This is a genomic window from Photobacterium sp. BZF1, assembly GCF_014349205.1.
Lineage (GTDB): Bacteria > Pseudomonadota > Gammaproteobacteria > Enterobacterales > Vibrionaceae > Photobacterium.
The window spans coordinates 16,179-32,874 of sequence record NZ_JACSOF010000033.1 but is presented as its reverse complement, the minus strand read 5'-3'; the positions used below and the strand labels follow the sequence as shown (position 1 = coordinate 32,874).

Below are 16,696 nucleotides of genomic sequence, written 5' to 3'. Positions count from 1 at the left end.
TTTATATGCTTGCCGAAAACAGATGTTACATTTTCATCAATTTCCGATTACATGATTTGCTCTATTGCCTGAAGCTTGTTGGCGTCAGAAACCGTGACCCGAAATCGCCCCCGAATACCAATTTGTGTCAAGAAAGGCCGCATGCGTGAAGCGGGTAATTGCAGACGCAGACCATTATCTGTCAATACCAAAACATTGCTCGCTGCACCCGAATAATGGTGGAGGAATTGCTGGTAAGTAATGTGCATCGAGAAGGTATAAGATTTCATATCAGAGTGTTCGTTATAACTGCTTCGTTTCAGAATGTATGATGTGGACAAAATAAGGGGCAAGCTAGCTTGCCCCTTTTCTAGGTGTTCTTCAGCTTAAAGCTCTAACGCTTTCTGTACTTTCTCGAACAGGTCTTTTGCTAGGTTGTCTAGCTGAGATAGTTTTTCAAGCTCAGCACGCATCAGTGCCTGGCGCTGCTCGTCATACTGGCGGTACTTCAAGAAAGGTTCAATCAAACGCGAAGCAACTTGCGGGTTGCTAGTGTTCAAAATTGTCAGGATTTCAGTCAAGAACTGGTATCCCGACCCGTCTTTGGCATGGAAACGTACTGGGTTGTTGGCACAGAAACTAGCTACCAAACTGCGGGTACGGTTAGGGTTCTTGATATCAAAGGCTTTATGCTTCATGGTGTCACGCACATTATCAAGTGCGTTCTCTGCTGGGTTTTTACCTTGCAGCATAAACCACTTATCCATCACCAAACCGTCATGGGTCCACTTCTCACTGAAGTCTGCCATTTGCTCGGCACGACAAGCCAGTTCAGCATTATTCGCCACTGCCATTGCCGCCATGGTATCTGTCATATTGTCAGAGACTTCGTACTGCTTAGCCGCTAGACTATTACCTTGTTCGGTAAATGCTAGGTAACCCAAACAAGTATTACGCAGCGAACGTTTTGCCATTGCTTCATGTTCGATAGTGTAAGCGGCTTGAGTTAGGGAATGGTAAATAGCACTGAACTCATCTTCCATTGCCACTGCAAGCGCTTTTTCAAGCTCACCGACAACCGTGTTGATCGCGTCAACATCAACAGTTTCATACCAACCCGCTACTTCGTTTTCACTTGGCAGCGTCAGCATTTCTGCAATAAAGGCAGGATCGAGTTTTTCATCCAGCAACACACCACGAAATGCATCAACCACAGCTTCCGGCAATGCAAACGCTTCACCCTTCTGGCAACGAACAACATTCTGTTTGATGTATTTAGCCAATAAGATTTGGCCTGCATCCCAACGGGCAAACTCATTGCGGGCATGAACCATCAGGAAGGTCAGCTCTTCATCTGAATAGTCGTACTCAAGGATGACTGGTGCTGAAAACTCGCGCAGCATTGAAATAACAGGTTGTTCTTCAATACCTTCAAACACGAATACTTGCTCAGCTTCCGTCACATCCAACACATTGTGCACGGCTTCGCCATTACACTGTAACGGAAGAACGTTGCCTTTTGCGTCATAAAGCTCGATATCGAACGGGATATGTAGAGGGTGTTTCTCTTCCTGGCCTGGAGTTGGTGCCGTGTGCTGCTTAATTGTGACACGGTAACTCTTTTCATCAGCGAGGAATTCTGTCTCAACCTGCACAACAGGTGTACCGGACTGGCTATACCAACCACGGAACTTCTCAAGGCTGATGCCAGAGGCATCTTCCATAGCCTGAACGAAATCATCACAGGTTGCCGCTGTACCATCGTGGCGCTCGAAGTACAACTTCATGCCGGCCTGGAAGTTCTGCTCGCCAAGCAAAGTGTGCATCATTCGAATCACTTCACTGCCCTTCTCATAGACGGTCAGGGTGTAGAAGTTATTCATCTCGATAACTTTTTCTGGACGGATTGGATGAGACATCGGACCGCGATCTTCAGAGAACTGCGGGCCACGCATTATACGAACATTGTTGATACGGTTTACTGGGCGAGAACCCAGATCTGAAGAGAACTCCTGATCACGGAAAACGGTCAGGCCTTCTTTCAAGCTGAGTTGGAACCAGTCACGACAGGTCACGCGGTTACCGGTCCAGTTATGGAAATACTCGTGACCGATAACAGCTTCAATACCTTGGTAGTCGGTATCGGTTGCCGTCTTCGCATTTGCCAATACGAATTTAGAGTTAAAGACGTTCAAGCCTTTGTTTTCCATCGCACCCATGTTGAAGAAATCAACGGCAACGATCATGTAGATATCAAGATCGTACTCTAGGCCGAAACGCTCTTCGTCCCACTTCATTGAGTTAATCAAAGAGGTCATCGCATATTCGGCACGATCAAGGTTGCCTTTATCGACAAAAATCTCAAGGTCGACATCACGACCACTCACTGTTGTGTACTTATCGCGTAAGACATCGAAGTCCCCTGCAACCAAAGCAAACAGGTAACTCGGTTTCGGGAACGGGTCTTCCCACTGCACCCAGTGGCGACCATTTTCTAGGTCACCGCTATCAACGCGGTTACCGTTACTCAGTAGATACGGGTATTGCGCTTTGTCGGCGATCACTTTGGTGGTGAATCGCGCCAGCACATCAGGACGGTCTAGGTAATAAGTGATACGGCGGAAACCCTCTGCTTCACACTGGGTGCAGTATGCACCGCCGGACTTGTATAAGCCTTCCAGCAAGGTGTTTGCTTCAGGGTTGATTTCAGTTTCAATCAGCATATCGAACGAGGCTGGTAAACCGTTGATGGTTAACTTACCTTCGCTCTCTACATAATTAGTCCAGCTATCACCATTGATTTCAATTCGAACCAAGGTTAGCGCATCACCATCAAGCTCTAAAGTTGTCGCACCTTCCACCTGCTGCTCAACCTTGCTAACGGCCACTACGTGAGTGGCAGTGTCATGCAGGTCAAACTCAAGGGAGAGATCAGTAATCGTAAATTCTGGTGCTTTATAATCTGAACGGTACTTTGCCGTTGGCTGGATTGTTGGTTGATCGGCCATGTTTATTCCTTATTTTTCCGCTATATAGTGTCGCGGTATGTTTCCATTATTCTGCGTTAAGCCAGAGCAGACAAGCTTATTACTTGGATTTGGCGATATGTTTCTCAATTGCCCGTCCACACGGTCATTTTATGCACATCCGAGCGATAATTTTGCTGGTTGTGCTATGAAGACTAGCTTATCATCTTTACTATACTTAGCTTACAAGCAGTAATGGTTACCTAAATTCCGCTTTACAGCAAGATCACCGCACACGCAAAGCGTTAACAGAACGCCTCTAAAAAACACAAAATGTCCTCTGTAGGCTTGTCGTTTGCGGCATTTACGCGTATCGTACTGCCCCTAAATTTTTCAACGATCTGAAACATTTTGAGACAACCTAGGCTCAAAATAGGGTAAAATATCCGGATTGCAAAAAACAACCAAATTAGTTATGAATCATTTTGGACACAATGGGATCATCGACTCCCTGCTCGATACCGATGCATACAAACTGCACATGCAGCAAGCCATTTTTCATCAATACCCCAATGTTGAGGCTGTTGCCGAGTTTCATTGCCGGAGTGACGAAGATCTCCGTCCGTACAGCCAAGAGATTCAAGAGCATATTGATAGGCTAGCTGATCTTTCTTTCACTCAGGAAGAAATTGACTACCTGTCTACGTTGACCTTCTTCAAGGCTGACTTCCTGGAGTACCTTGCGTCATTCAAGCTCGATAGCAAGCAGGTCAGTATTGATACATCGGGTGAGCAACTAGCCATCACCATCACCGGTAAATGGATCGATATTATCCTTTGGGAAGTGCCATTATTGGCGATCATCTGTGAAGTTCGCTGCCAACGTTGCTACCCTGAAGCAACCGTTGAAGATGCACTCGGTTCATTGCAACTGAAACTGGCTGACTTTTATCAGAGAGCCAAAGATGAAAATATCGACCTTGATGCCTTCTCTTTAGTCGACTTTGGTTCACGCCGTCGTTTCTCACGTGATGTCCACCATGAAGTGGTTGATTACCTGAAAGACCACATGCCAGAATTCAAAGGCACGTCTAACTACCACTTGGCACGTACCCGAGATCTAACGCCAGTTGGTACTCAAGCCCATGAATGGTTCCAGGCCCATCAGCAACTCGCCGGTGAACTGGCTGACTCACAACAGTTAGCACTAAACCGTTGGCTGCAGGAGTACCCTGATTCCTTAGGCATTGCCCTCACCGACTGCATCAATATGGATGCCTTCCTGCGTGACTTCGATCTTCGATTATCAGAGCGTTTCATCGGTTTGCGCCATGACAGTGGTGACCCAATTACTTGGGGTGAAAAAGCGATTGCTCATTACGAGTCACTGGGTATTGACCCGAAAACTAAATCGTTGGTTTTCTCTGATAGCCTGACGTTAGATAAAGCACTCACCATCTATAAGCACTTTGCCCATCGCATTAATATCAGCTTCGGTATTGGTACCCAGCTAACGTGTGATTTACCTGGTGTGAAAACATTGAATGTAGTGCTGAAACTGACCGAATGTGAAGGCCGACCTGTCGCCAAGATTTCTGACGAGCCCGGTAAGAGCATTTGTCGTGATGAGAACTACCTATCACAGCTTAGACAAGCATTTAAAATTGTCGGCTAGTCTTATATAAAAGCTAAAAAGCGAGGTATTCACCTCGCTTTTTTTATCTATTCAGTTTCAGGAAGCAAGTACGTTACTCCCTTCTCATTACCGCTTCCATCCCAAACTGTTTGTTACTCAGAGTTAGCGTATTGCTACCGAGACGGAATTGGCTATCTTGCTGGCCATCTTCATAAATCAGCACAATACGGTCATCTTCAATGAAATAGATACCACGGTGTTCTTTCTTCTTACCATTCTTTCCCGAGACTTCTGCAGAGAACAAAAAGTCAGGACGCAGTGATAAAGCGATTTCTGAAACACTTTCACCCACATCTTGTCCTGATATCTGAGAAGAACGCCACTTTCCTGGTAGATTTTCCGGCGCCAACTTAGTAAAACGGGCACCATCGAGTAAGAATTGGTTGTAGCTTAACATGTAACTATGCTGTTGCTCTGGTTGCCCATTGGACAAGAAAGTGACTGTTGTTTCATCAATATCGTAAGTCCCGTCCCACTCTTCAACATTTCCATCAGTCTGAAGGAGACGAATCACGAAGCGGTAGTTAGATTTGAACTTAATGTTCATCGCGCGATAGTTCGCACCTTCGCTCTCTACCCCCTCGTCGCTATTACTGAACCAGTACCAATCTCCCAGCAATAATGGATAATCAAATTCTGTTAAATTTGAGGCACGTGCATGAATTGCAAATGTCGATAAAAACAGGGTTACCGCAAGAATTACATGTTTCAGCATAGCATTCCCCTAACACCAGAATTGATCACCTACTCTTAACCCTAGTCGGCTATCAGCCGCTAGCATAAAAAAGTTGGAGAAGATCAGCGCTAATCTATACCCTGTCTCAGGGGTGAAACACGTAGAATCCCATAAAGAATATCGAGTTACCCTGTAGTTAGTTACCCAATAAAAAAACGGCACCTAAAGGTGCCGTTTTCAAAAGGTCTTGCCTATCCTCACGATCTAGCTTTGCGCTCTCGCTAAATCAGAGGTAATAGCAACCGCTTCTTCAAGGTAAGCATCAGGCGCTTCATAGTCTTTTGGAACATCATCCAATGTTGCAAAAGCTTTTTCACCTGCCGCTTTCTGTCGTTGGTTCAACCTTGCCAAACGATCTGCGTCTTCCTGATCTTGCTCAGCAATTCGCTTCTTCTCATTCAGAGAAATAGTATTGATGTCTTTCTCTTTGTGATACTTGGCAATGTCATCTTGGATAAAGCCGAACTCCATATCCTTGCTGATACGCTGATCATGCTTCGTCTTCAATGAAGGCAGAACAGCAGAGAAGTTATAGAGCTTCTGATAATCCGCAGCCTTGATGCTATCCCAAGGCAATGCATTATCTTCAACGCTTTCACCCGTTTCAGATGGATCAACAGCCGTCGGGAATGCAAGGTCTGGCACTACACCAAGATTCTGGGTGCTACCACCATTGATGCGGTAGAACTTCTGAATGGTGTATTGGACATGCCCCAATGGCTTGTCGAACAAATCATAGATATGGTTCAGCGAACGGTGTTGCTGTACCGTACCCTTACCAAATGATTGCTCACCGAGAATAACTGCACGTCCGTAATCCTGCATCGCTGCGGCAAAAATTTCTGATGCCGATGCGCTATAGCGGTTTACCAGAACAGTTAGTGGACCATCAAAGTAAACACGATCATCAGAATCGCCATTTACCTTCACTCTTCCGTAGCTATCACGTACCTGAACAACCGGACCGCTGTTGATAAACAACCCAGTAAGTGCTGTCGCTTCGGTAAGCGCACCACCACCATTGTTGCGCAGGTCGATAACCACACCGTCAACCTGCTGGTCATTCAGTTTCGCCAACTCTTTCTTGGTATCCTCAGACAAACCGACGTAGAAGCTCGGGATTTCAATTACCCCAATTTTCTTACCGTTTGCCGTTTCTACCGAAGATTTAGCTGCACGATCTTCTAGGCGGATTTTGTCACGAACAATAGTGACATCGTAACTTTTTGCGTTATTCCCCTCTGGAAGAATCTCCAGAACAACTTTACTGCCTTTAGGCCCTTTGATGAGCTGTACGACATCATCCAATCGCCAGCCAATCACATCGACCATTTCTTTGCCGTCTTGAGCGACGCCAATGATTCTATCGCCTGCTGTCAGTTTCTTCGAAGCAGAGGCTGGGCCACCCGCCACCAAAGAGCGGATTACAGTATAATCATCAACTACTTGCAGCACAGCACCAATACCTTCCAAAGAAAGGTTCATCTCTGACTGGAACTGCTCTGCGTTACGCGGTGACAAATAACTGGTATGAGGGTCAACTTCACGGGCAAAGGCATTCATGTAGATCTGGAATACATCTTCGCTGTGAGTTTGAGTTAGGCGCTTGAGGGCGTTGTTGTAACGCTTGCCTAGCGTCTCTTTAATCTCGTCCCACTCTTTACCAGCAAGCGTTAAATTCAGCGCATCGTATTTGACACGTTTACGCCAAATTTCATTAAGCTCGTTACGATCTTTAGGCCAATCCAGTTCGGAACGGTCTAACACCATATCTTCATCGGCATCAAAAGTGATTTCACGATCAAGTAAGGTCAGCGCGTATTGGTAGCGGTCATAGCGACGTTTCAGCAAGGTATTGAAAATATCGAAGGCCGCCGACGTGTCACCCCTTTTGAGCTGATCGTCCAACTGGTCTTCCCATTTTTCAAACTGCCGAATATCGGAAGCAGTGAGGAAGCTTTTGTTGAAGTCCAGCATCTCGATATAGCGCGTGAAGACACTGGAAGAAAATTCGTCATCAAGTGAAAATTGCTTGTAATGTGAACGAGTAAAGCGTGAAGCCACTCGTTTACTAGCTGTCGCATGCTGTTTTTCTGGAGCCAGCTGCGGTAGATCACTTAACGTGTATGTCGCCTCTAGGGCTTGTGCTGAAGCTGCTAGCATCATGCCAGCAGCGATCAGTGAGAAACGGAATCGACCTTTCATGCGTCGAGCATTCTCCTTTACGAACGCAGGTGCTCCGCTTTAACTACCATGGTTAGACCATTTGATAGGCGAACACGCACATCGTCCTTATTAATTTCAACGATAGTTGCCGGCATGTTTCCGTTGCCCATGTTAACACTAACGTTCTTGCCAACGACGACTTCATCAGCAGTCAGTGCACGGGTCGTTTCTGCAGGCTTTTTATTTAGCTTAGTCGTTTTTTGTTTAGTGTTCTTTGGTTTAGCAGTTTTTGGACGAATTTTTTTCGCCTTCGCTTCACCATCCTTGCCAGCAGCCGCTTTCGCTTCTGCTTGCTCTTTACGACGCGCGCGTACTTTAGCCTTGCTTTCTTCAAGTGCTTGTTTCGCGTGATCTACGTGTTCTTGTTCTAATACACCACAATCGTTGCCATCAAGGTCAACGCGGTTTGCACCCGCTTTCACACCGTGAAGATAACGCCAGGAAGAAGTGTATTGACGCAGAGCGGTACGCAGTTGAGTTTTACTTACTTTAGGGTCTTCGCTTAGACGCTCAGCCAAATCTTGGAAGATACCAATCTTAAGTGGCTTCGCTTCACCTTCAACAGTAAAACATTTTGGGAAACGCTCAGCAATGTAGGCAATGACTTCTTTACTGTTCGTTAGCTTTTCAGAGTTTTCCATGGACTTTCCTGACAAAAGCGAGTTTCCTCGCCGTTAGTACTTTAATCAAAAAGAAATTGTTCCGCTATTATAGTTACCTAACGCTGAAAAACCACCGAAAGCATGCAATTAGAGCCTTTTTTGTAGTTCTTCTAACAAAGAAACCAGTCCATCTTCGTCGGATTGACTAAATCTTGATAAGATTGGGCTATCAATATCCAACACACCGTACAATTCCCCTTTTACCGTGAACGGGATAACAATCTCAGAGTTACTCGCCGCATCACAGGCAATATGCCCTTCGAATTGATGGACATCCTCAACACGCTGAACACGGTTCTCGGCAATCGCCGTACCGCATACACCACGCCCTACAGGAATCCTTACGCAAGCCGGTTTACCCTGGAATGGACCCAGGACAAGTTGGTCTCCTTTTAAGATATAAAACCCAACCCAGTTAATCTCTTCTAACTCCATGGCCAGTAAGGCACTAATATTAGACATATTAGCAATGAGATCAGTCTCACCCTCAACCAGTGCGATCGATTGTTTCGTCAGCGTTTGGTAATTCACTGATCCAATTTCCATGGCTTACTCCTTTTATAGCCGCTAAAATGGCTTTTTATCAATAATGGGAATCATTATCATTGTGAAAAACGATTCAAACCAAATGATTAACTGGTCTTGGCTGCTAAAGCAAGCGAAAAATCATCGTCCCCGCTTAATTGCAGCCAATATTATTGCGCTCATTGCGACCCTTATCAGTGTCCCTATTCCACTGTTAATGCCTTTAATGGTCGATGAAATCTTGCTCGACAAGCCTGCCGGCGGCATCGAATTCCTAAACCACTTTTTACCTGATTCCCTGAAACAGCCTACTGCTTATATTTTGCTGGTACTGCTCTTTGTTGTTTTGATGCGTGTCGCTAGCCAAGCACTAAACATCCTGCAAAGCCGTCAGTTCACCTTGGTTGCCAAAGATATTACCTTCAACATGCGGCAACACCTGATCGACAAATTAGGCCGTATCAGCATGCGTCAGTATGAGGAACGTGGCAGCGGCGGTATCACTTCCCACCTTATTACTGATGTCGAAACCATCGATAAGTTTGTCGGTGATACCCTAAGCCGCTTCTTGGTGGGTTTCCTTACCGTAATTGGTACAGCAGCCATCCTGTTATGGCTGAACTGGCAACTTGGTTTGTTCATTTTATTAGTGAACCCTATTGTGGTTTATGCGTCCAAACTGATGGGTAACCGAGTAAAAACCCTAAAGAAAAAAGAAAACCAAGCCTTTGAACGCTTCCAGCAACGCTTAGTGGAAACGCTAGACGGTATTTACCAACTGCGTGCCGCAAACCGTGAGCGTGATTTCCTGACCCAGCTAAAGTCAAATGCCGACGATATCCGTCATGATGCCGACAAATATGCGTGGCAATCTGAAGCGGCAGGCCGCATTTCTTTCTTACTGTTTCTCGTCGGCTTCGAGCTCTTTCGTGCCATGGCCATGATTATGGTGCTGTTTACTGATCTCAGTGTCGGTCAGATGTTCGCAGTATTCGGCTACCTATGGTTCATGCTCGGCCCTGTACAGGAACTATTAGGCATCCAGTTTGCTTGGTACAGCGCATCTGCGGCTATGCAGCGCCTTAATGGCCTTATCGCTATCGAAGAAGAAATGCGCCCAGTACAAAAAGTTAATCCGTTCAATGGTGACCATAGCCTTGATATTGAAATAAAAAACATCCATTTTGCCTATGATGAAGATAAAGAAGTCTTACGTGGGATGAGTTTGAGTATTCCTGCGGGTAAACGTGTTGCATTGGTCGGCTCTTCCGGTGGCGGCAAATCAACCCTAATCCAGCTCCTACTTGGCATCTATCAAAAAGACGCAGGTGACATACTGGTTAATGGATACCCGATAGAAGATGTGAGCTACGAGGCACTACGCAACAAAATGGCAGTGGTCCTACAACAGCCTGTATTATTTAATGATACTATGCGCCACAACCTGACGTTAGGTGGTGAATACACTGACGAGCAGTTATGGCAGGCACTTGAGATCGCCCAAATGACCGATGTCACCCAGCGCTTAACTGAAGGATTGGACACAGAAATAGGCCGACAAGGAATTAAATTGTCCGGGGGACAACGACAAAGACTTGCTATTGCCCGTATGGTGCTGACCAACCCTGAGTTTGTTATTCTGGATGAGGCGACCTCAGCATTAGATACCGCAACAGAAGCGGCATTGCATACGGCCCTAAATCAATTTCTTGCAAATAGAACAACGCTGATTGTTGCTCACCGTTTATCTGCGGTTAAACAAGCTGATGTAATCTACGTGCTCGAAGATGGGCAGGTTAGCCAAAGTGGTACGCACCACGAGTTAGTGAACGAAGAAGGCTTGTACCAAACATTGTATGGTTCTGTACAATCTGCTGAAAATCAAAATGATTCGATGACACAAGTACCTGTAGCCAGAATGAACCTAAAATAATAAAATACCGTTCATTTAGATTAATACTTTAAAGGAATAAACGTTAATGACCACAGCGAGACTATGCCCCGGTTGCGATTTACCTTTGCTTCCGCAGGTCGCTGAACAGGGACAAAGTGCGTATTGCCCACGCTGTAACACCCGGTTGTACCGAGGTGGTCATTTTCGTTTTTCCAGTGAACTAGCGATTGCCCTAGCCTGTCTTATCCTTTTTATCCCAGCGCATATTTTTCCCCTGATCACTATCCGCCTATTCGGGGTCATGATCCCGGCAACGCTGACTTCTGGCACTTTCTCTCTTGCGCCTAACTTTCCAGCCGTCGCCTTACTTATCCTATTTTGTAGTTCTATTGCCCCTTTACTGGTTTGTGGTTCAGTTTTAGGTGCGCAACTTGGTTTGCGGTTCCGCCGAATCAAATTGTTTCGCCGCTCACTTTGGATTATTGAACACCTCAAGCACTGGGCGATGTTCGATGTCTTCCTTGTTAGCCTAGGAATTTCTTGCTTTAAAGTTCAAGACTATGCGGACATCTTTGTCGGCCCCGGTTTATATTCATTGGTGCTACTACAACTGCTAACAGCCCTGCTCCTAACCCGTATCAGTATCAACCGCTACTGGGAAGCATGGCAACCAGAAACCGAGCACAAGAAGTACAGCCATGCGAGGCACTGCCATCATTGCCACATGACGCAAGATGAGCATGAAAACTGTGTGCGATGCGACTTCCCGCTTCACAAGCGCATGCCCCAGTCTATCCAGAAAACCTGGGCATACCTCATCGCAGCGACGGTCTTCATCTTCCCTGCGAACCTGTATCCGATTTCGATCTTTCTTAATAATGGCAAGCGGGTTGAAGATACCATCTTCTCCGGAGTCGCCTCGTTGGTGAACTCAGATATGCTCGGCATTGCCATCATTATTTTCATTGCCAGTATTGTTGTGCCAGTTGCCAAAATCCTTGGATTGGCCTTCATCCTATTGACCATCCAGTTCAAGCGCAGTGTTAATCACCTTCAGCGCATGAAGCTATACCGCTTTATCCAATGGATCGGCAAATGGTCAATGATGGATCTCTTCGTTATTTCGATCATGGTAACGTTAATCGACCGTGATCAATTGCTCGACTTCACCCCAGGCCCTGGTGCTATTGCCTTTGGTGTCGTGGTGGTGCTGACAATGCTTGCCGCTGAAAGCTTGGATTCTCGTCTGATATGGGACAACTATGAACAACGGACCAAATAATCAACAACCTACACCGGTCAATATAAAGCGCGATCGCGGGATTTCCCCGCTATGGATTCTCCCCGTGCTAGCCTTGGTTCTCGCAGGATGGCTGGTTTTCAAAGCCGTCAATGAGGCCGGTGAACGGATCAAAATTCACTTCAACGATGCTGCAGGCTTAGTGGCAGGACGGACGACAATCCGTTACCAAGGGTTAGAAGTGGGTATCGTCCGTGACGTGAACCTATCAGACGATCTTAAGAGTATTTATGTCGAAGCGGATATCTACCCCGAAGCCGTACAAACCCTTCGTTCAGGGACACGCTTTTGGTTAGTCAAACCTAAAGCCTCTATCACAGGTATCTCAGGCCTTGATGCCCTCGTCTCCGGTAACTACATTGCATTGCAGCCGGGTGAAGGGAAATTTGCCAATGAATTCGACGCCCTTGATAACCAACCTGCCGATACGCCTGTTGGCGAAGGCTTAAAGATCCAACTGCGTGCACCCCATTTAGGCTCAATCAATATTGGCTCGCAGGTTCTCTACAAGAAAATCCCTGTCGGTGAGGTATACAACCACAGCCTCAGCCAGAACAACAAACAAGTCATTATTGATGTCTTGATCAAGCCGCAATACGCCAACTTGGTGACGAACAAAAGTCGTTTTTGGAATGTCAGTGGCATGAGTGCCAACATTGGCTTCAACGGTGTTGATGTTCAGTTTGAAAGCCTATCAGCCATGATCAGTGGCGCGATAGCTTTTGACTCCCCCGATAAAGGATTACCTATTGAACCTGATCACCTCTTCCGCCTTTATCCTGATCTGAACACTGCGGGTCGAGGGATCGCCATTACTATCGACCTGCCAGAGAACAGTAACATTAGTGCAAGTGGCGCACCGATTGTGTATCGCGGCCTGCAGATTGGTCAGATTTCCGATATACGGCTTGATAAAGAGCGAGGGACCATTGTCGCTCATGCGGCCATTGAGCCTATGATGAGTGATCTGCTAACCACAGGTTCAAAGATGCTGCTTGAAGAAGCCGAACTCTCTCTCAATGGTGTGAAGAACATAGGCAACCTTCTGCGTGGTAACTTCCTGACCCTGATCCCGGGTAATGGCGAAACTAGCCGTCAATTTGTTGCGATTAACCAAGATGAACTTCAGGAGCAGCAGCCTGGCGTTGCCTCTTTTGCCCTCTATGCAGATGATAGCTACGGCATCAAACGAGGAACTAAACTCAAACACCGAGGCTTGGAAGTTGGCCGTGTTAAATCGGTCAGGCTTGATGGCTCTAAAGTTCGCTTCAATGTTATTGTTCAGCCTCAATATACCAAGTTAGTTCGCTCTGGTAGCCGCTTCTATATTGATGGCGGTATTCAAGCCAATCTGAGCAGCCAAGGGCTTGATGTCTCTGTCCCACCGGCTGATCAGCTGATCAGTCAAAGCATCAGCTTTACTAGTGGGGGCTCTAGCAAAGTGCTCAGCCAATACCCGCTTTACAAGAGCCGTCAACTTGCCACCCTAGCCGCAGAAAAAGCCAAAGGGTTTGCAGCGATTAGTTTGTATGCCGATGAGCTTCCACCTATTTCAGAGGGCAGCCCTGTCCTATACCGCAACATGGAAGTGGGTGAAGTGGCTAGCTATGAATTAACACGTGACGGCGTCACGATAAAGCTAAAGGTCGATAATAAATACCGCCACCTTATTTCAGCAAACACGGTATTCTGGAACCGCTCTGGCGTAGAGGTAGAAGCTGGGTTGGATGGCGTGCATGTCAAGGCGGACCCAATCAGCACCCTAATCAAAGGTGGTATCGCTTTTGATGAGCTTGAAGGTGTTACCAACCGCAATGGCAACCGTTATAAGCTTTATAAGAGTTATAAAGAAGCCAAAGATTACGGCCTGCTAGTAACCATGATTGCAGCTGATGCAAAAACCATTAAGGTCAGTACTGATATCCGCTACCAAGGCGTCAATGTCGGTAAAGTGGTTGAAATCGAACCCGACTTCAATACTGGTAAGGTTATCGTCAAAGCTCGCCTGTTCCCGAAATACGCCGAGCTGCTGGCAAAAGTTGATAGCCAATTCTGGATTGTCAGCCCGAAAATCAGCATCACTGGGGCCAAGAACCTAGATACACTGCTTAGCAGTTATATTGCTGTCACGCCGGGTAAGGGTCATTACTCACAAAGCTTCACACTTGGCAATGCCCAATTGCAGAACAAAGGCTTGAGCGTGATTTTGGAAACCGAAAAACGCAACTCGATCAGCGAAGGCACGCCGTTGCTATACCGCGATATCCAGGTAGGCGAAGTGGTGAAAGTGAGCCTGGGTGAACTGGCAGACAGGGTCATTATCGAAGCCCAAGTTGAACAGAGCTACAGCCACCTAGTCCGCACAGACAGTGTGTTTTGGAATGTCTCCGGTATCGACGTCACCATTGGCCTGACAGGTGCAACTTTACAGAGCGGTACGGTGGACAGCCTGATCCGTGGTGGCATTGCTTTCGCCACACCGGAAAGCCAACCACTCTCGCCAATTGCCAAGAGCGACAGCCACTTCTTGCTGCACGATACAGCCAAACCAGAGTGGAAGACCTGGCGCACCGCCATCCCGAAACACTAACCCCATATGATAGAAAAGGAGCAGCAATGCTCCTTTTTTATCTTGAAATCTGATCTGATGAACTCAGACTTAACCACAAGCCCATCGCCCATCGCCCATCGCCCATCGCCCATCGCCCATCGCCAAGCATCCTCCTTTTACCTATCTACCCACAAATGGTAGACTCCCGCCCAACTGCTAGATAATCGAGACATTCCCTTGCATCCTAATATTCATATCCCAGACGCATTCATCGAGCAAATTCGCCAAATCATGCCAGAACACCTGAGCATGGATGAATTCATTGCTATTTGTAAAACCCCTCTGCGTCGTAGTATTCGCGTAAACACCCTAAAGATCAGTGTGGAAGACTTTCTCAACCGTGTTGCTGACAAAGGTTGGACCCTCACGCCTGTTCCTTGGTGTGATACTGGATTCTGGATTGAGCGTGAAGATGAAGAGTCGGTCTCGCTAGGCAATACCGCAGAGCACATGGCTGGCCTGTTCTATATTCAAGAAGCCAGCTCTATGATGCCTGTTGTCGCGCTTTTGAAAGATAACGACAAGCTTGATTGCGTCCTTGATATGGCCTCTGCACCCGGTTCAAAGACGACTCAGATTGCCTGTGCAATGAAAAATGAAGGGGCTTTGGTTGCCAATGAGTTGGCAGCAAGCCGAATCAAAGTACTCCACTCTAACCTTCAACGCTGTGGCGTATTCAATGCCGCCCTTACCCACTTCGACGGCTGCGTATTTGGTGGTTGGGCCCCAGAGTCTTTCGATTCTATCCTCCTAGATGCTCCGTGCTCAGGAGAAGGCGCAATTCGCAAAGATGATGATGCAATGGCTAACTGGAGCTTGGCATCTGTGGAAGAGATTGCCGCTGTTCAGCGTGACCTGATCATTAGCGGTTTCCAAGCCCTGAAACCCGGCGGCGTAATGGTTTACTCCACCTGTACGTTGAACCTCAGTGAAAACCAAAAAGTCTGCCAGCATTTGAAAGACACTTTTGGTGATGCTGTTGAGTTTGAATCACTGTCTGATTTGTTCGATGGTGCAGATAAGGCCCTGACTGAAGAAGGCTTCCTGCATGTCTACCCGCAGATCTTCGACAGTGAAGGCTTCTTTGTCGCTCGTATCCGCAAACTGGCTAGCGTTGAATCACCGGCGGTCAAAAAGCGCAAAGGTAAATTCCCATTCAGCCTAGCAAGTAGCAAAGATAGCCAAGCCATTACCCAAGCATTCAAACAAGACATTGACTTGGATATTCCTGCTGACAGTGAAATCTGGCTACGTGACAAAGAAGTCTGGCTGTTCCCGGCAAAACTTCACAAGCTTCTTAGTGAGATTCGCTTCCAGCGTATCGGCATCAAGCTTGCCGAGCAGCACAAGAAAGGTTACCGCTGGCAACACGAGGCCATTATGACCTTGGCCACGGGTCAAGAGAAAACCGCCATAGCACTAAATGCTGCGCAAGCCAAAGAATGGTTTATGGGACGAGATATTCGTCCAGAAGACCTATCCGGTAAAGGTGAGGTCATTGTTACTTACCGTGACTACCCGATCGGTATTGGCAAATGGGTCGGTAACCGCATTAAAAATGGATTGCCTCGCGAACTGGTAAGAGATACCAACTTATTTGACATCTAATTTCCAGTTTATGAGCAAGTATTTTATCGCTGTTACTACTAGCATTAAGTAACTGCAACATAATTGCTCAGAGAACAGGACATTTTTGTTAAGTATCAGAGATGAATAACATTCTTAGTGGTAAAACTGGCAAATCATACTGCTTGAACTAACATTGAAAGTGTAATTGATCTCCATTTACTAACCAGTTAGCGCAAGGCTCTCACGAGCCATTCCCCTAAGCCCGAAACAGGAGTCGTTTCGGGCTATTTTTTGTCTATCTCACTTTAGACAAGTATCAGCATCAACTTGTTGATGTTTTTGTTCAAACCCCAAGCAAAATTCATCCATCAAATTACCACCAAAAATAAAAACACATAAAATCAGCACCTTATACCACAAATCCCCTATTCGATTTTTTCGAATATCTTCACCGATTTTTTCCGCTATCTTCTTATGCTGTCCATTCGTATAGTTAGTTCCAAGCCAAACGGCAATGCATTTCAAGGAGCAC

General features: G+C 46.5%; 12 protein-coding genes. 5 read left to right on the top strand and 7 right to left on the bottom strand.

The window, feature by feature from the left end:
* Positions 1-47 precede the first annotated feature (47 nt).
* Complete coding sequence (locus tag BIZ37_RS09530; RefSeq protein ID WP_187461300.1) at positions 48-269, bottom strand: DUF2835 domain-containing protein; 222 nt, start codon at positions 267-269, stop codon at positions 48-50.
* A gap of 96 nt (positions 270-365) precedes the next feature.
* Positions 366-2,987, bottom strand: coding sequence for an aminopeptidase N (gene pepN / locus BIZ37_RS09525; RefSeq protein WP_187461299.1), 2,622 nt, complete (start codon positions 2,985-2,987; stop codon positions 366-368).
* A gap of 433 nt (positions 2,988-3,420) precedes the next feature.
* On the opposite strand from pepN, the gene pncB reads away from it, so the two are divergent.
* Complete coding sequence (gene pncB / locus BIZ37_RS09520; RefSeq protein WP_187461298.1) at positions 3,421-4,620, top strand: nicotinate phosphoribosyltransferase; 1,200 nt, start codon at positions 3,421-3,423, stop codon at positions 4,618-4,620.
* A 73-nt stretch (positions 4,621-4,693) separates the two neighbouring features.
* Here pncB and BIZ37_RS09515 read toward each other — a convergent pair whose 3' ends face one another.
* The 4 genes from BIZ37_RS09515 to BIZ37_RS09500 all read right to left on the bottom strand — a co-directional run bounded on the left by BIZ37_RS09515 (position 4,694) and on the right by BIZ37_RS09500 (position 8,805).
* On the bottom strand, positions 4,694-5,356 hold the full coding sequence (locus tag BIZ37_RS09515) for a lipocalin family protein (protein ID WP_187461297.1): 663 nt from the start codon (positions 5,354-5,356) through the stop codon (positions 4,694-4,696).
* Positions 5,357-5,581: 225 nt separating this feature from the next.
* On the bottom strand, positions 5,582-7,582 hold the full coding sequence (gene prc / locus BIZ37_RS09510; protein WP_187461296.1) for a carboxy terminal-processing peptidase: 2,001 nt from the start codon (positions 7,580-7,582) through the stop codon (positions 5,582-5,584).
* A 17-nt stretch (positions 7,583-7,599) separates the two neighbouring features.
* Complete coding sequence (gene proQ / locus BIZ37_RS09505) at positions 7,600-8,244, bottom strand: RNA chaperone ProQ (protein WP_107298191.1); 645 nt, start codon at positions 8,242-8,244, stop codon at positions 7,600-7,602.
* Positions 8,245-8,352: 108 nt separating this feature from the next.
* Positions 8,353-8,805, bottom strand: coding sequence for a GAF domain-containing protein (locus BIZ37_RS09500; RefSeq protein WP_370577326.1), 453 nt, complete (start codon positions 8,803-8,805; stop codon positions 8,353-8,355).
* Positions 8,806-8,893: 88 nt separating this feature from the next.
* Here BIZ37_RS09500 and BIZ37_RS09495 point away from each other — a divergent pair, with 88 nt between their 5' ends.
* From BIZ37_RS09495 to rsmF, 4 genes are all read left to right on the top strand, one after another.
* Positions 8,894-10,723, top strand: coding sequence for an ABC transporter ATP-binding protein (locus BIZ37_RS09495; protein ID WP_187461307.1), 1,830 nt, complete (start codon positions 8,894-8,896; stop codon positions 10,721-10,723).
* A 46-nt stretch (positions 10,724-10,769) separates the two neighbouring features.
* A complete protein-coding gene (locus BIZ37_RS09490) occupies positions 10,770-11,966 on the top strand; it encodes a paraquat-inducible protein A (RefSeq protein WP_107298193.1) in 1,197 nt (398 codons plus the stop codon).
* A complete protein-coding gene (locus tag BIZ37_RS09485; protein ID WP_187461294.1) occupies positions 11,947-14,574 on the top strand; it encodes an MlaD family protein in 2,628 nt (875 codons plus the stop codon). Before BIZ37_RS09490 ends, BIZ37_RS09485 begins: the two co-directional genes overlap by 20 nt.
* Positions 14,575-14,772: 198 nt before the next feature.
* The gene (rsmF, locus tag BIZ37_RS09480; protein ID WP_187461293.1) at positions 14,773-16,203 is read left to right on the top strand and encodes a 16S rRNA (cytosine(1407)-C(5))-methyltransferase RsmF; all 1,431 of its coding nucleotides are present in this window, start codon (positions 14,773-14,775) and stop codon (positions 16,201-16,203) included.
* Between the two features lie 261 nt (positions 16,204-16,464).
* On the opposite strand, the gene BIZ37_RS09475 is transcribed toward rsmF, so the two are convergent.
* A complete protein-coding gene (locus BIZ37_RS09475; protein WP_187461292.1) occupies positions 16,465-16,689 on the bottom strand; it encodes a hypothetical protein in 225 nt (74 codons plus the stop codon).
* Positions 16,690-16,696: the final 7 nt, after the last annotated feature.

What these genes read in the sequence shown, in the direction of transcription:
- BIZ37_RS09530 (WP_187461300.1), bottom strand. Translation starts at nt 269, where the DNA reads ATGAAATCTTATACCTTCTCGATGCACATTACTTACCAGCAATTCCTC.
- pepN (WP_187461299.1), bottom strand. Translation starts at nt 2,987, where the DNA reads ATGGCCGATCAACCAACAATCCAGCCAACGGCAAAGTACCGTTCAGAT.
- pncB (WP_187461298.1), top strand. Translation starts at nt 3,421, where the DNA reads ATGAATCATTTTGGACACAATGGGATCATCGACTCCCTGCTCGATACC.
- BIZ37_RS09515 (WP_187461297.1), bottom strand. Translation starts at nt 5,356, where the DNA reads ATGCTGAAACATGTAATTCTTGCGGTAACCCTGTTTTTATCGACATTT.
- prc (WP_187461296.1), bottom strand. Translation starts at nt 7,582, where the DNA reads ATGAAAGGTCGATTCCGTTTCTCACTGATCGCTGCTGGCATGATGCTA.
- proQ (WP_107298191.1), bottom strand. Translation starts at nt 8,244, where the DNA reads ATGGAAAACTCTGAAAAGCTAACGAACAGTAAAGAAGTCATTGCCTAC.
- BIZ37_RS09495 (WP_187461307.1), top strand. Translation starts at nt 8,894, where the DNA reads ATGATTAACTGGTCTTGGCTGCTAAAGCAAGCGAAAAATCATCGTCCC.
- BIZ37_RS09490 (WP_107298193.1), top strand. Translation starts at nt 10,770, where the DNA reads ATGACCACAGCGAGACTATGCCCCGGTTGCGATTTACCTTTGCTTCCG.
- BIZ37_RS09485 (WP_187461294.1), top strand. Translation starts at nt 11,947, where the DNA reads ATGAACAACGGACCAAATAATCAACAACCTACACCGGTCAATATAAAG.